This window comes from Escherichia sp. MOD1-EC5990, from assembly GCF_002965285.1.
Lineage (GTDB): Bacteria > Pseudomonadota > Gammaproteobacteria > Enterobacterales > Enterobacteriaceae > Escherichia > Escherichia coli_F.
Genome location: NZ_PTRV01000012.1, coordinates 84,295 through 101,215, shown reverse-complemented (window position 1 = coordinate 101,215; position 16,921 = coordinate 84,295). Strand labels below are relative to the sequence as shown.

General features: G+C 51.5%; 14 protein-coding genes, 1 tRNA gene and 2 other RNA genes. 14 read left to right on the top strand and 3 right to left on the bottom strand.

What is annotated here, in order from left to right:
• Window positions 1-87: 87 nt before the first annotated feature.
• Window positions 88-2,421: a biotin sulfoxide reductase gene (gene bisC, locus BEB42_RS15570; protein ID WP_000013995.1), complete on the top strand. Its 2,334-nt coding sequence runs from the start codon at window positions 88-90 to the stop codon at window positions 2,419-2,421.
• On the opposite strand, the gene BEB42_RS15565 is transcribed toward bisC, so the two are convergent.
• Complete coding sequence (locus BEB42_RS15565) at window positions 2,390-2,830, bottom strand: N-acetyltransferase (protein WP_000617470.1); 441 nt, start codon at window positions 2,828-2,830, stop codon at window positions 2,390-2,392. The genes bisC and BEB42_RS15565 overlap by 32 nt on opposite strands.
• Window positions 2,827-3,390 carry a DNA-3-methyladenine glycosylase I gene (tag, locus tag BEB42_RS15560; protein ID WP_000438936.1) on the bottom strand — a complete coding sequence of 188 codons (564 nt, stop codon included), beginning with the start codon at window positions 3,388-3,390 and terminating at the stop codon, window positions 2,827-2,829. The genes BEB42_RS15565 and tag overlap by 4 nt, the downstream gene beginning before the upstream one ends.
• A 157-nt stretch (window positions 3,391-3,547) precedes the next feature.
• Here tag and BEB42_RS15555 point away from each other — a divergent pair, with 157 nt between their 5' ends.
• From BEB42_RS15555 to dppF, 11 genes are all read left to right on the top strand, one after another.
• Complete coding sequence (locus tag BEB42_RS15555) at window positions 3,548-4,246, top strand: autotransporter outer membrane beta-barrel domain-containing protein (protein ID WP_000584470.1); 699 nt, start codon at window positions 3,548-3,550, stop codon at window positions 4,244-4,246.
• Window positions 4,247-4,474: 228 nt separating this feature from the next.
• Complete coding sequence (locus tag BEB42_RS15545; RefSeq protein WP_000189052.1) at window positions 4,475-5,683, top strand: L-lactate MFS transporter; 1,209 nt, start codon at window positions 4,475-4,477, stop codon at window positions 5,681-5,683.
• 323 nt (window positions 5,684-6,006) lie between these two features.
• The gene (gene eptB / locus BEB42_RS15540) at window positions 6,007-7,698 is read left to right on the top strand and encodes a kdo(2)-lipid A phosphoethanolamine 7''-transferase (protein ID WP_001269242.1); all 1,692 of its coding nucleotides are present in this window, start codon (window positions 6,007-6,009) and stop codon (window positions 7,696-7,698) included.
• Window positions 7,699-7,789: 91 nt separating this feature from the next.
• A tRNA-Pro gene (locus tag BEB42_RS15535) sits at window positions 7,790-7,866 on the top strand.
• Between the two features lie 34 nt (window positions 7,867-7,900).
• A non-coding RNA gene (locus BEB42_RS15530) (RtT sRNA) lies at window positions 7,901-8,034 on the top strand.
• Between the two features lie 33 nt (window positions 8,035-8,067).
• Window positions 8,068-8,188, top strand: a non-coding RNA gene (locus BEB42_RS15525) — RtT sRNA.
• Between the two features lie 627 nt (window positions 8,189-8,815).
• On the top strand, window positions 8,816-10,423 hold the full coding sequence (gene dppA, locus BEB42_RS15520; RefSeq protein ID WP_001222892.1) for a dipeptide ABC transporter substrate-binding protein DppA: 1,608 nt from the start codon (window positions 8,816-8,818) through the stop codon (window positions 10,421-10,423).
• Between the two features lie 150 nt (window positions 10,424-10,573).
• A complete protein-coding gene (gene dppB / locus BEB42_RS15510; RefSeq protein WP_000938853.1) occupies window positions 10,574-11,593 on the top strand; it encodes a dipeptide ABC transporter permease DppB in 1,020 nt (339 codons plus the stop codon).
• 9 nt (window positions 11,594-11,602) lie between these two features.
• Complete coding sequence (gene dppC / locus BEB42_RS15505) at window positions 11,603-12,505, top strand: dipeptide ABC transporter permease DppC (protein WP_000084677.1); 903 nt, start codon at window positions 11,603-11,605, stop codon at window positions 12,503-12,505.
• 10 nt (window positions 12,506-12,515) lie between these two features.
• Entirely contained in the window at window positions 12,516-13,499 is a 984-nt protein-coding gene (dppD, locus tag BEB42_RS15500; RefSeq protein ID WP_001196486.1) for a dipeptide ABC transporter ATP-binding protein, read from the top strand.
• A complete protein-coding gene (gene dppF / locus BEB42_RS15495; protein ID WP_000107019.1) occupies window positions 13,496-14,500 on the top strand; it encodes a dipeptide ABC transporter ATP-binding subunit DppF in 1,005 nt (334 codons plus the stop codon). The genes dppD and dppF overlap by 4 nt, the downstream gene beginning before the upstream one ends.
• Window positions 14,501-14,529: 29 nt before the next feature.
• Here dppF and BEB42_RS15490 read toward each other — a convergent pair whose 3' ends face one another.
• Window positions 14,530-15,801: an aromatic amino acid transport family protein gene (locus BEB42_RS15490; RefSeq protein WP_001353583.1), complete on the bottom strand. Its 1,272-nt coding sequence runs from the start codon at window positions 15,799-15,801 to the stop codon at window positions 14,530-14,532.
• Between the two features lie 475 nt (window positions 15,802-16,276).
• Here BEB42_RS15490 and BEB42_RS26270 point away from each other — a divergent pair, with 475 nt between their 5' ends.
• Window positions 16,277-16,384, top strand: a complete 108-nt coding sequence (locus tag BEB42_RS26270; protein WP_001295224.1) for a type I toxin-antitoxin system toxin Ldr family protein — start codon at window positions 16,277-16,279, stop codon at window positions 16,382-16,384.
• Between the two features lie 375 nt (window positions 16,385-16,759).
• Window positions 16,760-16,867: a type I toxin-antitoxin system toxin Ldr family protein gene (locus tag BEB42_RS15470; protein WP_001295224.1), complete on the top strand. Its 108-nt coding sequence runs from the start codon at window positions 16,760-16,762 to the stop codon at window positions 16,865-16,867.
• Window positions 16,868-16,921: the final 54 nt, after the last annotated feature.

Genomic DNA, 16,921 nt, shown 5'->3' with positions numbered 1-16,921 from the left:
AACATGAAGATTATTCCTGGGAATACTCGGAAATTTGTAAGTAATATTTAACTGCTCAATACATCTAACCTTTCAGGAGCCTTCGGTTTGGCCAACTCATCCTCACGATATTCCGTTCTGACTGCCGCTCACTGGGGGCCCATGCTGGTTGAAACCGACGGCGAAACCGTGCTTAGCTCGCGTGGCGCGTTAGCCACAGGAATGGAAAACTCCTTGCAGAGCGCGGTTCGCGACCAGGTTCACAGTAATACGCGGGTACGATTTCCAATGGTGCGCAAAGGCTTTCTTGCGTCACCGGAAAACCCGCAAGGCATTCGTGGGCAGGATGAATTTGTTCGTGTGAGTTGGGATGAGGCGCTGGAGCTTATTCACCAACAACATAAACGTATTCGTGAGGCTTATGGTCCGGCATCGATTTTTGCTGGTTCCTACGGCTGGCGTTCAAACGGCGTGCTGCATAAGGCCTCGACATTATTACAACGCTATATGGCGCTGGCAGGCGGTTATACCGGGCATCTGGGGGATTATTCGACCGGTGCAGCACAGGCGATCATGCCGTATGTCGTGGGGGGCAGCGAAGTTTATCAACAGCAAACCAGTTGGCCGTTGGTATTGGAACATAGCGATGTCGTGGTGCTATGGAGTGCTAACCCACTCAATACGCTGAAAATTGCGTGGAATGCATCCGATGAGCAGGGGCTTTCTTACTTTTCCGCACTGCGTGACAGCGGGAAAAAGCTGATCTGCATTGATCCAATGCGATCGGAAACCGTCGATTTCTTTGGCGATAAAATGGAGTGGGTGGCACCGCACATGGGCACCGATGTTGCGCTGATGCTGGGGATCGCCCATACGCTGGTGGAAAATGGCTGGCACGACGAAGCGTTTCTGGCGCGTTGCACCACAGGTTATGACGTCTTCGCCTCTTATTTGCTGGGCGAGAGTGACGGAATAGCGAAAAATGCCGAATGGGCGGCAGAGATTTGTGGGATTAACGCAGAGAAAATCCGCGAACTGGCGGCTATTTTTCATCAAAATACCACCATGCTGATGGCTGGCTGGGGAATGCAGCGCCAGCAGTTTGGTGAGCAAAAACACTGGATGATCGTCACCCTGGCAGCAATGTTAGGGCAAATCGGCACGCCTGGCGGGGGCTTTGGTCTTTCTTACCATTTTGCCAATGGTGGTAACCCTACGCGCCGCGCTGCGGTGCTTTCATCTATGCAGGGCAGCTTGCCAGGTGGCACCGATGCGGTAGATAAAATCCCTGTAGCCCGTATGGTTGAAGCTCTGGAAAACCCTGGCGGTGCATACCAACACAATGGCATGAACCGTCACTTCCCGGATATTCGTTTTATCTGGTGGGCGGGCGGCGCCAACTTTACTCATCATCAGGATACCAATCGCCTGATTCGTGCCTGGCAAAAACCGGAGCTGGTGGTGATCTCCGAATGCTTCTGGACGGCAGCGGCGAAACACGCCGATATCGTCCTCCCTGCAACCACCTCGTTTGAGCGTAATGACCTCACCATGACCGGCGATTACAGTAATCAGCATCTGGTGCCGATGAAGCAAGTGGTGCCTCCACGTGATGAAGCGCGTAATGATTTTGCTGTCTTTGCCGAGTTGAGTGAACGTTGGGAGAAGGGCGGCTATGCGCGGTTTACGGAAGGAAAAAGTGAGCTGCAATGGCTGGAAACGTTTTATAACGTTGCACGGCAGCGCGGGGCAAGCCAGCAGGTTGAATTGCCGCCATTTGCTGAGTTCTGGGAAGCCAACCAGTTAATTGAGATGCCGGAAAACCCGGACAGCGAGCGGTTTATTCGCTTCGCCGATTTTCGCCGCGATCCGCAGGCGCATCCATTAAAAACCGCCAGCGGCAAGATTGAAATCTTCTCGCAGCGTATTGCCGATTACGCTTATCCGGATTGCCCTGGGCATCCAATGTGGCTGGAGCCGGACGAATGGCAGGGCAATGCCGAACCGGAACAGTTGCAGGTACTTTCTGCTCATCCGGCACATCGTCTGCACAGCCAGCTGAATTACAGTTCTCTGCGCGAATTGTACGCGGTGGCAAATCGTGAGCCTGTCACCATTCATCCTGACGATGCCCAGGCGCGCGGCATACAAGATGGCGATATTGTTCGGTTGTGGAACGCACGCGGGCAAATTCTTGCCGGAGCGGTCATTAGCGAGGGAATTAAACCTGGCGTGATTTGCATTCATGAAGGGGCATGGCCGGATCTGGATTTAACCGCTGACGGTATTTGTAAAAACGGCGCGGTGAACGTTCTGACCAAAGATCTCCCCAGCTCGCGGCTGGGGAATGGCTGTGCGGGTAATACGGCGCTGGCATGGCTGGAAAAATACAACGGTCCGGAACTGACACTTACAGCGTTTGAACCACCGGCCAGCTCATAATCCAGGTGGGTAGTTGGGTTTCATCCTGCCATGCGCAGTCGACAATGTGAAAACCCTGCGCATGGTAAAAATCTATCGCCGGTTGATTTTTTTGATAAACCTCCAGCATCAGATGGGGATGGCGCTGCTGCACATACTGCATTAGCGCCTTACCAATACCGCGTCTGACGGCCTTCGGTGCGACAAACATTGCAGCCAGAAATCGGCCTTCCATAATGCTGACAAAACCGAGAAGCTTACCGTCTTCTTCCCAGACCCAGTTTTGCGCGTTGGCAAGATAGGCATCCCGCACCAGCGGAATGCAATCACGCCAGTAATTCGCTTTTATAAAGGGATGCCCCCAGGTTGTACTTTCCAGCCACAATTCGAGGATCGCGGGGAGTTCTGAACGTTGCGCTTCCCGAATCATGGTTTATTTCCCGGATAGCAACAGCAGCCAACCACATGATCATTCACCAGCCCACATGCCTGCATAAAGGAGTAACAGATTGTGGTACCAACAAACTTAAAACCACGCTTTTTCAGGGCTTTAGATAGAGCGTCGGAGGCGGGCGTAGATGTAGGGATTTCGCTCAACGTTGTGGCTTGTGTCACCTGTGGTTGATGATTGACAAACGACCAGACAAAGTCGGCAAACGGTTCGCCGTTCTGTTCCATTTGCAGGTACGCTCGCGCATTGCCAATAATTGCCTGAATTTTCCCGCGATGTCGGATAATCCCGGCGTCCTGTACCAGTCTTTCGACGTCCTCTTCCTGCATTGCTGCGACTTTCATCGGATCGAACTGATGAAAGCAGGCGCGATAGTTTTCGCGTTTTTTGAGGACGGTGATCCACGATAACCCTGCTTGTTGCCCTTCAAGGCAGATCATTTCGAACAGTTTTTTACTGTCAGTTTCAGGCACGCCCCACTCATTATCATGGTAGGCAATATAAAGCGGGTCCTGACTCACCCAGCCGCAACGTTCCATACTTTCCCTCGCTATGTACCCGATCGTAAAAATTTCAGCCGCTTTTCTTGACGCATCGGTGAAAAAGTCAATATTTAATACAGGGCTACTATGCCCGATATCCTTCATACAATGACAATAATATTGCCGAATTCGGCTCTTCCCTGGAGTCGTGTTAATGATCATAAAAAAAAGCGGTGGTCGCTGGCAGTTAAGCCTGCTGGCGAGCGTGGTAATCAGTGCCTTTTTTCTCAACACAGCTTACGCCTGGCAACAAGAATATATCGTTGATACGCAACCCGGACATTCCACAGAGCGCTACACCTGGGATAGCGATCATCAACCTGATTACAACGATATTCTGTCGCAACGTATTCAAAGTAGCCAAAGGGCGCTGGGACTGGAAGTCAATCTGGCGGAAGAAACCCCTGTGGATGTGACCAGCAGTATGAGTATGGGCTGGAATTTTCCTTTATATGAACAGGTTACAACCGGCCCGGTCGCGGCATTACATTACGATGGTACAACCACCTCGATGTATAACGAGTTTGGCGACAGTACTACTACACTGACCGATCCGTTATGGCATGCCAGTGTGAGTACCTTAGGCTGGCGTGTTGACTCCCGGCTTGGCGATCTCCGACCTTGGGCGCAAATCAGCTATAACCAGCAATTTGGCGAGAATATCTGGAAGGCGCAATCAGGCTTAAGCCGGATGACGGCGACAAACCAGAACGGCAACTGGCTGGATGTCACGGTAGGTGCTGATATGTTGCTCAATCAAAATATTGCCGCCTACGCTGCGTTATCTCAGGCAGAAAATACCACGAACAATAATGACTATCTGTATACGATGGGGGTTAGTGCCAGATTTTAACGTTATAGATACAATTGAAACCCATAAATAACAACTAATGTGGCGATAGTGGGGACTAACTTACTAAATAATAAATTTGGTGAATAATTGTCGAGTCATTCATTCCTGAACTAATGCATTTCATTCCGTTCTGATGGCATTTCATGCCGTTTTTCCCCAGGCATAAAGTGCACTTCGTTATGGTTGTCGGCAGAGATTTTTCCTTTTTATTACTGCAGGAATACTGCCATGACACCTTCAAATTATCAGCGTACTCGCTGGCTGACACTCATCGGTACTATCATTACCCAGTTTGCCCTGGGGTCGGTTTATACCTGGAGTCTGTTTAACGGCGCGCTTTCTGCCAAGCTGGGGGCTCCGGTAAGCCAGGTTGCTTTCTCTTTCGGCTTGTTAAGTCTGGGGCTGGCAATTTCGTCTTCTGTTGCGGGCAAATTGCAAGAACGTTTTGGTGTTAAACGCGTCACTATGGCTTCCGGCGTTTTGCTGGGATTAGGTTTCTTCCTGACAGCACATTCCAACAACCTGATGATGCTGTGGTTAAGCGCCGGTGTGTTGGTTGGTCTGGCGGATGGTGCGGGTTACCTGTTGACGCTCTCTAACTGCGTGAAGTGGTTCCCGGAGCGTAAGGGACTCATCTCTGCTTTCGCTATTGGTTCTTATGGACTTGGTAGTCTGGGTTTCAAATTTATCGATACGCAACTGTTGGAAACGGTCGGCCTGGAAAAAACCTTTGTTATTTGGGGCGCGATTGTACTGGTGATGATTGTCTTTGGCGCAACGTTAATGAAAGATGCGCCGAAACAGGAAGTGAAAACCAGCAATGGTGTGGTGGAGAAGGATTACACGCTGGCAGAGTCGATGCGTAAACCGCAGTACTGGATGTTAGCAGTTATGTTCCTGACTGCCTGCATGAGTGGCCTGTATGTGATTGGCGTGGCGAAAGATATCGCTCAAAGTCTGGCGCATCTTGATGCAATTTCCGCAGCCAATGCTGTGACGGTTATTTCCATCGCCAACCTTTCTGGTCGTCTGGTGCTGGGCATTCTGTCTGACAAAATCGCCCGTATCCGTGTTATCACCATTGGTCAGGTCATTTCGCTGGTGGGCATGGCGGCCCTGCTGTTTGCACCATTGAATGCAGTGACGTTCTTTGCAGCGATTGCCTGCGTGGCATTTAACTTCGGCGGCACTATCACGGTGTTCCCGTCACTGGTCAGTGAGTTCTTCGGCCTAAATAATCTGGCAAAAAACTACGGTGTGATTTACCTCGGTTTCGGTATCGGCAGCATTTGTGGTTCGATTATCGCTTCACTGTTTGGCGGATTCTATGTGACTTTCTACGTGATTTTCGCCCTGCTGATTCTGTCACTGGCGCTTTCTACGACGATTCGCCAGCCAGAGCAGAAAATGTTGCGTGAGGCGCATGGCTCCCTTTAATGACCTGCCGCGAGCTACTGGGCTTTAGCCTTAGTGTGAATCAAACGCTTCAACGCAATGTATAAACAATGACGCGTAAAATTTGGGCCAGTTAACTGGCCCTTTTTACTGCTTTTTGTAACGCTAAAGTCTCTTTTCAAACTTGCATTTTTGTAAATTTGTGCTTCATGCACACTCTTTCCCCACACTTTTTCCCTTTGCTGTGGTCTACTTATTCGCGCGTGTAGATTTTACTTATCTGACTACCTCCGCACTTTTCCCCTGCCGGGCCTGAAAAGCCACTAAGCAGGGTGTTATCACCTGTTTGTCCAGGGTTTGTTTGCATGAGATACATCAAATCGATTACACAGCAGAAGCTGAGCTTTTTGCTTGCAATCTATATTGGCCTTTTTATGAATGGCGCGGTTTTTTACCGCCGCTTCGGCAGCTATGCGCACGATTTTACCGTCTGGAAAGGCGTTTCTGCTGTTGTTGAACTGGTCGCTACCGTACTGGTGACCTTCTTTTTACTGCGTCTGCTTTCGCTGTTTGGCCGCCGCAGCTGGCGAATTCTGGCATCGCTGGTGGTGCTCTTTTCTGCAGGTGCCAGCTATTACATGACTTTCCTTAATGTGGTCATTGGTTATGGCATCATCGCATCCGTCATGACCACCGATATCGACCTGTCAAAAGAAGTTGTTGGTCTGAACTTTATTCTCTGGTTAATCGCCGTAAGCGCATTGCCTCTTATCCTTATCTGGAATAACCGCTGTCGCTACACCTTGCTCCGACAACTGCGAACCCCAGGGCAACGTATTCGGAGTCTGGCGGTCGTCGTACTGGCGGGTATTATGGTTTGGGCACCGATTCGTTTGCTGGATATCCAGCAGAAGAAAGTGGAGAGGGCGACAGGTGTTGATTTGCCGAGTTATGGTGGCGTTGTCGCGAACTCTTATCTGCCATCAAACTGGCTTTCGGCGTTAGGTCTTTATGCCTGGGCGCGGGTCGATGAATCTTCCGATAACAATTCTCTCCTTAACCCTGCGAAGAAGTTTACGTACCAGGCTCCACAAAACGTTGATGATACATATGTCGTTTTCATTATTGGTGAAACCACGCGCTGGGATCATATGGGCATTTTCGGCTATGAACGCAATACCACACCGAAACTGGCTCAGGAGAAAAATCTGGCGGCGTTTCGTGGCTATTCTTGTGACACGGCGACCAAACTTTCTCTGCGTTGCATGTTTGTGCGTCAGGGTGGAGCAGAAGATAATCCGCAGCGCACATTAAAAGAACAGAACATTTTCGCGGTATTGAAGCAGTTAGGATTCAGTTCTGATCTCTACGCTATGCAAAGCGAAATGTGGTTCTACAGCAACACGATGGCAGACAACATTGCTTATCGTGAGCAGATTGGTGCGGAACCGCGTAACCGCGGCAAGCCGGTAGATGATATGTTGCTGGTAGACGAAATGCAGCAATCGCTGGGGCGCAACCCGGATGGTAAGCATCTGATCATTCTGCATACCAAGGGGTCGCACTTTAACTACACCCAGCGTTACCCGCGCAGCTTTGCGCAGTGGAAGCCAGAATGTATTGGTGTTGATAGCGGCTGTACCAAAGCGCAGATGATCAACTCCTACGACAACTCGGTGACCTATGTGGATCACTTTATTTCCAGCGTGATTGATCAGGTTCGCGATAAGAAAGCGATTGTGTTCTACGCAGCTGACCACGGTGAGTCAATTAACGAACGCGAGCACCTGCACGGCACACCGCGTGAACTGGCACCGCCGGAGCAGTTCCGCGTACCGATGATGGTCTGGATGTCGGATAAATATCTGGAAAATCCAGCCAACGCGCAGGCATTTGCGCAGTTGAAAAAAGAAGCTGATATGAAAGTGCCACGCCGTCACGTAGAGCTGTACGACACCATCATGGGTTGTCTTGGCTATACTTCACCGGACGGTGGTATTAACGAAAACAACAACTGGTGTCACATCCCGCAGGCGAAAGAGGTCGTGGCTAACTAAGAGGCCTGCTGACTTTCTCGCCGATCAAAAGGCATTTTGCTATTAAGGGATTGACGAGGGCGTATCTGCGCAGTAAGATGCGCCCCGCATTCGGTGATTGGCGCAGCCTGGTAGCGCACTTCGTTCGGGACGAAGGGGTCGGAGGTTCGAATCCTCTATCACCGACCAAATTCGAAAAGCCTGCTCAGCGAGCAGGCTTTTTTGCATTTGAAGCCCATGAGGATGAGAACCTCCGGGGGCGGGGAGGTTCGACTCGAGCGAAGCGAGAGAACGTTGCGCCAGCAACGGCCCGCAGGGCGAGCCACGAAGTGGCGAGTAATCCTCTATCACCGACCAATTTAGAAAAACCAGCCTACGGGCTGGTTTTTTGCTTTCTGCGGCCTGAAGAGGATGAGAACTTCCGGGGGCAGGGAGGTTCGACTCCAGCAAAGCGAGAGAACGTTGTGGCAGCAACGGCCCGCAGTGGCGAGTAATCCTCTGGCACCGACCAAAACGGCCCCGCATTCATTGTCGGATACAGCGTACCTGTCTTATCCGATCTAAACGGCAACACACCACATATTTCCCTGCCAAATTTGCGCCCCACATCTCACTATCCATTAACGGATTTGTGACAGAATCCATTGTCTTTTTTTATATTTGCTTAAATCTTTTTTTGCGTTACTTATGGCTGGCGCTGGCATTTTCCGCTGTGCGTTTTAGCGTTCATGGTATTAATCGCTCAGATATCCATCTTTTCCTCAGATTTTTTTCATTAAATGCATAAAACTTAATCACCAAATGTTGCTAAATATTAAGCTGATTGTTCTGGTTATGTTGGCATAGCACAAATTTCTCTGCTGCAAATAGCTGTTTGAAGTTTTTTTAATCTTTGTTTGTGGATTCTCACCGTTGGTGTAAATCCCGGTTGGCTGTATTGACGTTTTCACATTCTGTTGACAGATTGTAGGTCACGAGGGGCATTTTATGGAGGATCCGCACTGTTACACTGATGTTAATTAGTACGGCATCCCCACCTCATAACGTTGACCCGACCGGGTAAAAAACAAAAAAGGTCAGGCAGCGACAACCCACTGCAAAGGGTTAAAACAACAAACATCACAATTGGAGCAGAATAATGCGTATTTCCTTGAAAAAGTCAGGGATGCTGAAGCTTGGTCTCAGCCTGGTGGCTATGACCGTCGCAGCAAGTGTTCAGGCTAAAACTCTGGTTTATTGCTCAGAAGGATCTCCGGAAGGGTTTAACCCGCAGCTGTTTACCTCCGGCACCACCTATGACGCCTCTTCCGTACCGCTTTATAACCGCCTGGTTGAATTTAAAATCGGCACCACTGAAGTGATTCCGGGCCTCGCTGAAAAGTGGGAAGTCAGCGAAGACGGTAAAACCTATACCTTCCATCTGCGTAAAGGTGTGAAGTGGCATAACAACAAAGAATTCAAACCGACGCGCGAACTGAATGCCGATGACGTGGTGTTCTCGTTCGATCGTCAGAAAAACGCGCAAAACCCGTACCATAAAGTTTCAGGCGGCAGCTACGAATACTTCGAAGGTATGGGCTTGCCGGAGCTGATCAGCGAAGTGAAAAAGGTGGACGACAACACCGTTCAGTTTGTGCTGACTCGCCCGGAAGCGCCGTTCCTTGCTGACCTGGCAATGGACTTCGCCTCTATTCTGTCAAAAGAATATGCTGACGCGATGATGAAAGCCGGTACGCCGGAAAAACTGGACCTTAACCCAATCGGCACCGGTCCGTTCCAGTTACAGCAATATCAAAAAGATTCCCGTATTCGCTACAAAGCGTTTGATGGCTACTGGGGCACCAAACCACAGATCGATACGCTGGTCTTCTCTATTACCCCTGACGCTTCCGTGCGTTACGCTAAATTGCAGAAAAATGAATGCCAGGTGATGCCGTACCCGAACCCGGCAGATATCGCCCGCATGAAGCAGGATAAATCCATCAACCTGATGGAAATGCCGGGGCTGAACGTCGGCTATCTCTCGTATAACGTGCAGAAAAAACCACTGGATGACGTGAAAGTTCGCCAGGCACTGACCTATGCGGTGAACAAAGACGCGATTATCAAAGCGGTGTATCAGGGCGCGGGCGTATCAGCGAAAAACCTGATCCCGCCAACCATGTGGGGCTATAACGATGATGTTCAGGACTACACCTACGATCCTGAAAAAGCGAAAGCCTTGCTGAAAGAAGCGGGTCTGGAAAAAGGCTTCTCTATCGACCTGTGGGCAATGCCGGTACAACGTCCGTATAACCCGAACGCTCGTCGCATGGCAGAGATGATTCAGGCAGACTGGGCGAAAGTCGGCGTACAAGCGAAAATCGTTACCTACGAATGGGGTGAGTACCTCAAGCGTGCAAAAGATGGCGAGCACCAGACGGTAATGATGGGCTGGACTGGCGACAACGGGGATCCGGATAACTTCTTCGCTACCCTGTTCAGCTGCGCTGCCTCTGAACAAGGCTCCAACTACTCAAAATGGTGCTACAAACCGTTTGAAGATCTGATTCAACCGGCGCGTGCTACCGACGACCACAACAAGCGTGTTGAATTGTACAAACAAGCACAGGTTGTGATGCACGATCAGGCTCCGGCACTGATCATCGCTCACTCCACCGTGTTTGAACCGGTACGCAAAGAAGTTAAAGGCTATGTGGTTGATCCATTAGGCAAACATCACTTCGAAAACGTCTCTATCGAATAATTAAAAGCCATACCCGGTGGTGCTGTGCCTTTAAGTGCAGCACCATCCGGCAGCAATACTTAATTCCTTGTCCTATAAGGGCGGGAATTGATTTGTGAGCAATACAGACTCGCAGTTCCAGGCTGCGGGTCACTACAGAGAATCCGGGTTATGTTGCAGTTTATTCTCCGACGTTTGGGACTCGTCATCCCCACGTTTATCGGTATTACCCTTCTCACATTTGCCTTTGTCCACATGATCCCGGGCGATCCGGTGATGATCATGGCGGGTGAACGTGGGATCTCCCCAGAGCGTCACGCGCAATTGCTGGCAGAACTCGGCTTGGATAAACCGATGTGGCAGCAGTATCTCCATTACATTTGGGGCGTAATGCACGGTGATTTAGGCATTTCGATGAAAAGCCGAATTCCGGTATGGGAAGAGTTCGTGCCGCGCTTCCAGGCCACGCTGGAACTTGGCGTCTGCGCGATGATTTTTGCGACCGCGGTCGGTATTCCGGTTGGTGTGCTGGCTGCGGTTAAACGCGGTTCTATTTTCGATCACACGGCGGTTGGTCTGGCGCTGACCGGCTACTCCATGCCGATCTTCTGGTGGGGCATGATGCTGATCATGCTGGTTTCAGTGCACTGGAACCTGACGCCCGTCTCCGGTCGCGTGAGCGACATGGTGTTCCTCGATGACTCCAATCCGTTAACCGGTTTTATGCTAATCGACACCGCCATCTGGGGTGAAGACGGTAACTTTATCGATGCCGTCGCCCATATGATCCTGCCCGCCATTGTGCTGGGTACTATCCCGCTGGCGGTCATTGTACGTATGACGCGCTCCTCGATGCTGGAAGTGCTGGGCGAGGATTACATCCGCACCGCGCGTGCCAAAGGGCTGACCCGCCTTAGGGTGATTATCGTCCATGCGCTGCGTAATGCCATGCTGCCGGTGGTGACCGTTATCGGCCTGCAGGTGGGAACATTGCTGGCAGGCGCGATTCTGACCGAAACCATCTTCTCGTGGCCAGGTCTGGGGCGCTGGTTGATTGACGCGCTGCAACGCCGCGATTATCCGGTAGTGCAGGGAGGCGTATTACTGGTGGCGACGATGATTATCCTCGTCAACCTGCTGGTCGATCTGCTGTACGGCGTGGTGAACCCGCGTATTCGTCATAAGAAGTAAGGGGACATCATGTCACAGGTTACTGAAAATAAAGTGATTAGCGCACCGGTGCCGATGACCCCGTTACAGGAGTTCTGGCACTATTTTAAACGCAACAAAGGCGCGGTTGTCGGGCTGGTTTACGTCGTCATCGTGCTGTTTATCGCGATCTTTGCCAACTGGATTGCACCCTATAACCCAGCGGAACAGTTCCGCGATGCACTGCTCGCCCCGCCAGCCTGGCAAGAAGGCGGCAGTATGGCGCACTTGCTGGGCACCGATGACGTAGGTCGTGATGTGCTGTCGCGGCTGATGTACGGCGCGCGCTTGTCGCTGCTGGTTGGCTGTCTGGTAGTGGTGTTATCGCTGATTATGGGCGTTATTCTCGGCCTGATCGCTGGTTACTTTGGCGGCCTGGTCGATAACATCATCATGCGCGTGGTCGATATCATGCTGGCGCTGCCAAGTCTGCTGCTGGCGCTGGTGCTGGTGGCGATTTTCGGCCCGTCGATTGGTAACGCCGCGCTGGCGCTAACCTTCGTTGCGCTGCCGCACTATGTGCGCTTAACCCGCGCCGCCGTGCTGGTGGAGGTGAATCGCGATTACGTCACCGCGTCTCGCGTGGCGGGGGCCGGGGCGATGCGTCAGATGTTTATTAACATCTTCCCGAACTGCCTTGCGCCGCTGATTGTTCAGGCGTCGCTCGGTTTCTCTAACGCCATTCTCGATATGGCTGCTCTTGGTTTCCTCGGCATGGGAGCGCAGCCGCCAACACCGGAGTGGGGCACCATGCTCTCCGATGTGTTGCAGTTCGCGCAAAGCGCCTGGTGGGTCGTAACCTTCCCCGGTCTGGCGATCCTGCTGACGGTGCTGGCATTTAACCTGATGGGTGACGGTCTGCGTGACGCGCTCGATCCCAAACTGAAGCAGTAAGAGGTTCGAGATGGCGTTATTAAATGTAGATAAATTATCGGTGCATTTCGGCGACGAAAGCGCACCGTTCCGCGCCGTAGACCGTATCAGCTACAGCGTAAAACAGGGCGAAGTGGTCGGAATTGTGGGTGAGTCTGGCTCCGGTAAGTCGGTCAGTTCACTGGCGATTATGGGGCTGATTGATTATCCGGGCCGCGTGATGGCAGAAAAGCTGGAGTTTAACGGCCAGGATTTGCAGCGTATCTCGGAAAAAGAGCGCCGCAACCTGGTGGGTGCCGAAGTGGCGATGATCTTTCAGGACCCGATGACCAGCCTCAACCCGTGTTACACCGTAGGTTTCCAGATTATGGAAGCAATTAAAGTGCATCAGGGCGGTAATAAGAGCACTCGCCGTCAGCGGGCGATTGATCTGCTGAATCAGGTCGGTATTCCCGATCCGGCATCGCGTCTGGATGTTTACCCGCATCAGCTTTCTGGCGGCATGAGCCAGCGTGTGATGATCGCCATGGCGATTGCCTGTCGGCCAAAACTGCTGATTGCTGATGAGCCGACCACCGCGCTGGACGTGACCATTCAGGCACAAATCATCGAACTGCTGCTGGAGCTGCAGCAGAAAGAGAACATGGCGCTGGTGTTGATTACCCATGACCTGGCGCTGGTGGCGGAAGCGGCGCATAAAATCATCGTCATGTATGCAGGCCAGGTGGTGGAAACGGGCGATGCCCACGCCATCTTCCATGCACCGCGTCATCCGTATACTCAGGCATTGCTGCGCGCGCTGCCGGAATTTGCCCAGGACAAAGAACGTCTGGCGTCATTGCCTGGCGTCGTTCCTGGCAAATACGACCGACCGAATGGCTGCCTGCTTAACCCGCGTTGCCCCTATGCCACTGACAGATGCCGTGCTGAAGAACCGGCGCTGAATATGCTCGCTGACGGGCGTCAGTCCAAATGCCATTACCCACTTGATGATGCCGGGAGGCCCACACTATGAGTACGCAAGAGGCCACCCTGCAACAACCGCTGTTGCAGGCGATCGACCTGAAAAAACATTATCCGGTGAAGAAAGGCATGTTCGCGCCGGAACGTCTGGTTAAAGCGCTGGATGGCGTTTCGTTCAACCTTGAACGTGGCAAAACGCTGGCGGTAGTAGGTGAATCTGGCTGCGGTAAATCGACCCTCGGTCGGCTGCTGACGATGATCGAAACACCTACCGGCGGCGAACTGTATTACCAGGGGCAGGATCTGCTCAAGCACGATCCGCAGGCGCAGAAGTTGCGTCGGCAGAAAATCCAGATCGTCTTTCAGAATCCCTATGGCTCGCTGAATCCGCGTAAAAAAGTCGGGCAAATTCTCGAAGAGCCGCTGCTGATCAACACCAGTTTAAGCAAAGAACAGCGTCGGGAAAAAGCGTTGTCGATGATGGCAAAAGTTGGCCTAAAAACCGAGCATTACGACCGCTACCCGCATATGTTCTCCGGCGGTCAGCGTCAGCGTATCGCCATTGCCCGTGGTCTGATGCTCGACCCGGATGTGGTGATTGCCGATGAACCGGTTTCCGCGCTGGACGTTTCAGTGCGTGCGCAGGTGCTGAATCTGATGATGGATTTGCAGCAGGAGTTGGGGCTGTCTTATGTCTTTATCTCGCACGACCTGTCGGTGGTGGAGCACATTGCTGATGAAGTGATGGTGATGTACCTGGGCCGCTGCGTGGAGAAGGGAACGAAGGACCAAATCTTCAATAACCCGCGTCATCCGTACACCCAGGCGCTACTCTCCGCGACGCCGCGCCTGAACCCGGACGATCGCCGCGAGCGCATCAAGCTCACCGGTGAACTGCCAAGCCCGCTCAATCCACCGCCGGGCTGCGCGTTTAACGCCCGCTGTCGTCGGCGCTTCGGCCCCTGCACCCAGTTGCAGCCGCAGCTAAAAGACTACGGCGGTCAACTGGTAGCTTGTTTTGCTGTTGATCAGGATGAAAATCCGCAGCGGTAACTCACAAAACCGGGGCCATGCGCTCCGGTTTACTCAATCAGCTTCAACAGTGGCGACAAGCATAACAAAATGCCGTACAGCAGAATCATCCAGGCTTTAAACCCGCGAAGTTTTTCCAGTTGTGAGACTTTATAGATCAGGAAAAATGGAATGAGGCACGACACAATGCCATATAACGGGCTTCCCAACTGAAAGAACACCAGCACCGATACACGAAACGAAACCCAAATCGTCAACGTAATGACGATAAAAGCGCAGATCGCCAGAGTCAGCATGCGTGAGTTAATTTTCTTGGTATCAATAATTCGGCTTAACAGATTGAGAATAATGCCTTTAATGGCCTCGTGGAAACCGAGATAAATGCCAAAGAATGCGGTCAGTACGGCAAAGATATTCAGCACCGTAGAGGTGATATGAATGATATGCCCAGGGATCACCTGCGCGGCCAGTGCCAGTGCCGAGATATTTTGTTCAAAGGCAGAAACGGCTTCTTCGTGGCTAATTGAGAAGGTAAACGAAAAGGCAAAAAACAGGATCACCGCGATGAGCGTGACATAACTAATTCGGTGGGTGCGCAGCGCGAGCCGGGTTGCCAGTACTTTATCCGCTTCCCGTTTACGATAGGCAATATTCATTGGGTTAAGTACCTGAATAAATACCGCAGAAAAGAAGCAAAAGGGAATGGTAAGCAGGACATCGCGGAAAAAGACGGAGGCTTGCGGGAAGGCGGTTATATTGGCGAAATTCCAGTGCGGGATCATCGCAAAACCGAACACGACGATAATCCCTACTTTGACCACCACCATTGGCCCGGAAATCTTAAACAGTAATCGTTCACCACCAGACGCAATTGCCACCAGTACGGCGAAAATGGCGACTTTATAAAGTAGAGATTGTGAAAGATCGGCATCGGTTAAACCGAAGGTTTTCAGGTACGAGGCGCTGTCGAAAACCACGGAGAGAGAGTAGATAAAAATCCCGTGGATAATCATCAAAAAGTAGATAACCCCGAGGAAAATTCCCCAGTTCTTCCCCAGGTAATGACTGATAATATCGGTGTAGTCATTACAGGAATCGCTTTCAGAAAGGGTTTTTAAATAAATGTCCTGCACTACCCAGGTGGCAGGATAAGCAATGATCGCTGCGGTAATAAATACCCAAATTCCCTTCAAGCCAATTTGTACTGGCATCAGCACGGTTCCGGCACCAATCGCCATGCCTATGCATAATAAAACCCAGCCGAAGTCGTAGCGTGTAAACGGCATTTTCTGATCGTGTTTCGGTAGTGTGTTGTGCTGCATAAAGTCCTGTCCAGAAAGAAGTCGGCCTCGCAAAAATGAATAAACCCAGTTTCTCTTGCGCAACAGGTGGAGAAGTCGAATACGCAGTATGTAAAAAATGAGGCAACAGATTCACTGGGGAGGTCGCGAGGAGGCGCAATTCTACAAAATTGCGCATTTCACTACCAGTCTGGAGTCAGCCCGGATATGAACTGCAACTATTGCAAATAAAGAAATTAAGCTGGAAGGCATCACGCAATGAGGAAGATTGCCGGGTGCTGACGGTAAAAAGCAATCGTAAAAGCAGCGGCAAGCCGGAAAGGTTCCGGTGAGGCGCAATGTTGCGAGGGCTTAATCCCTGGTGGCATTGGTTGCTGGAGAGAGAAAACCCCCGCACGTTGCAGATATTCACCTGACAACATCACGGGGGCTAATCTTGAACCTAGACCACTCAAGAATAGCCGCGAAACGTTGTCATTACAACACAGGCGGCTATATGACGCTCGCAGAACTGGGCATGGCCTTCTGGCATGATTTAGCGGCTCCGGTCATTGCTGGCATTCTTGCCAGCATGATCGTGAACTGGCTGAATAAGCGGAAGTAACGTGTCAGACGGGCGTCAGGCTGCCGTAATGGCAATTTGCGCCCGGACCAGGCCGCAGGGATAAAACTCTGCGGCCTTTTTCGTAAGAAAAATGCAACGGTTGCAAGCGGATAATATTCTGCGGAATGCGCAGCACAGAGTGAAGAAGTGATGGATTCCGGAACAGAAAAACAGTCGTAGAATCAGCGGCAAGCCGGAAGGGTTCCGGTGAGGCGCAATGTTGCGGGGGCTTAATCCCTGGTGGCATTGGTTGCTGGAGAGAGAAAACCCCCGCACGTTGCAGGTATGCACCTGACAACATCACGGGGGCTAATCTTGAACCCAAACAACTCAAGAATAGCCGCGAAACGTTGTCATTACAACAGAGGCGGCTATATGACGCTCGCAGAACTGGGCATGGCCTTCTGGCATGATTTAGCGGCTCCGGTCATTGCTGGCATTCTTGCCAGCATGATCGTGAACTGGCTGAATAAGCGGAAGTAACGTGTCAGACGGGCGTCAGGCTGCCGTAATGGCAATTTGCGCCCGGATCAGGCC

What these genes read in the sequence shown, in the direction of transcription:
- BEB42_RS15565 (WP_000617470.1), bottom strand. Translation starts at nt 2,830, where the DNA reads ATGATTCGGGAAGCGCAACGTTCAGAACTCCCCGCGATCCTCGAATTG.
- tag (WP_000438936.1), bottom strand. Translation starts at nt 3,390, where the DNA reads ATGGAACGTTGCGGCTGGGTGAGTCAGGACCCGCTTTATATTGCCTAC.
- BEB42_RS15555 (WP_000584470.1), top strand. Translation starts at nt 3,548, where the DNA reads ATGATCATAAAAAAAAGCGGTGGTCGCTGGCAGTTAAGCCTGCTGGCG.
- BEB42_RS15545 (WP_000189052.1), top strand. Translation starts at nt 4,475, where the DNA reads ATGACACCTTCAAATTATCAGCGTACTCGCTGGCTGACACTCATCGGT.
- eptB (WP_001269242.1), top strand. Translation starts at nt 6,007, where the DNA reads ATGAGATACATCAAATCGATTACACAGCAGAAGCTGAGCTTTTTGCTT.
- dppA (WP_001222892.1), top strand. Translation starts at nt 8,816, where the DNA reads ATGCGTATTTCCTTGAAAAAGTCAGGGATGCTGAAGCTTGGTCTCAGC.
- dppB (WP_000938853.1), top strand. Translation starts at nt 10,574, where the DNA reads ATGTTGCAGTTTATTCTCCGACGTTTGGGACTCGTCATCCCCACGTTT.
- dppC (WP_000084677.1), top strand. Translation starts at nt 11,603, where the DNA reads ATGTCACAGGTTACTGAAAATAAAGTGATTAGCGCACCGGTGCCGATG.
- dppD (WP_001196486.1), top strand. Translation starts at nt 12,516, where the DNA reads ATGGCGTTATTAAATGTAGATAAATTATCGGTGCATTTCGGCGACGAA.
- dppF (WP_000107019.1), top strand. Translation starts at nt 13,496, where the DNA reads ATGAGTACGCAAGAGGCCACCCTGCAACAACCGCTGTTGCAGGCGATC.
- BEB42_RS15490 (WP_001353583.1), bottom strand. Translation starts at nt 15,801, where the DNA reads ATGCAGCACAACACACTACCGAAACACGATCAGAAAATGCCGTTTACA.
- BEB42_RS26270 (WP_001295224.1), top strand. Translation starts at nt 16,277, where the DNA reads ATGACGCTCGCAGAACTGGGCATGGCCTTCTGGCATGATTTAGCGGCT.
- BEB42_RS15470 (WP_001295224.1), top strand. Translation starts at nt 16,760, where the DNA reads ATGACGCTCGCAGAACTGGGCATGGCCTTCTGGCATGATTTAGCGGCT.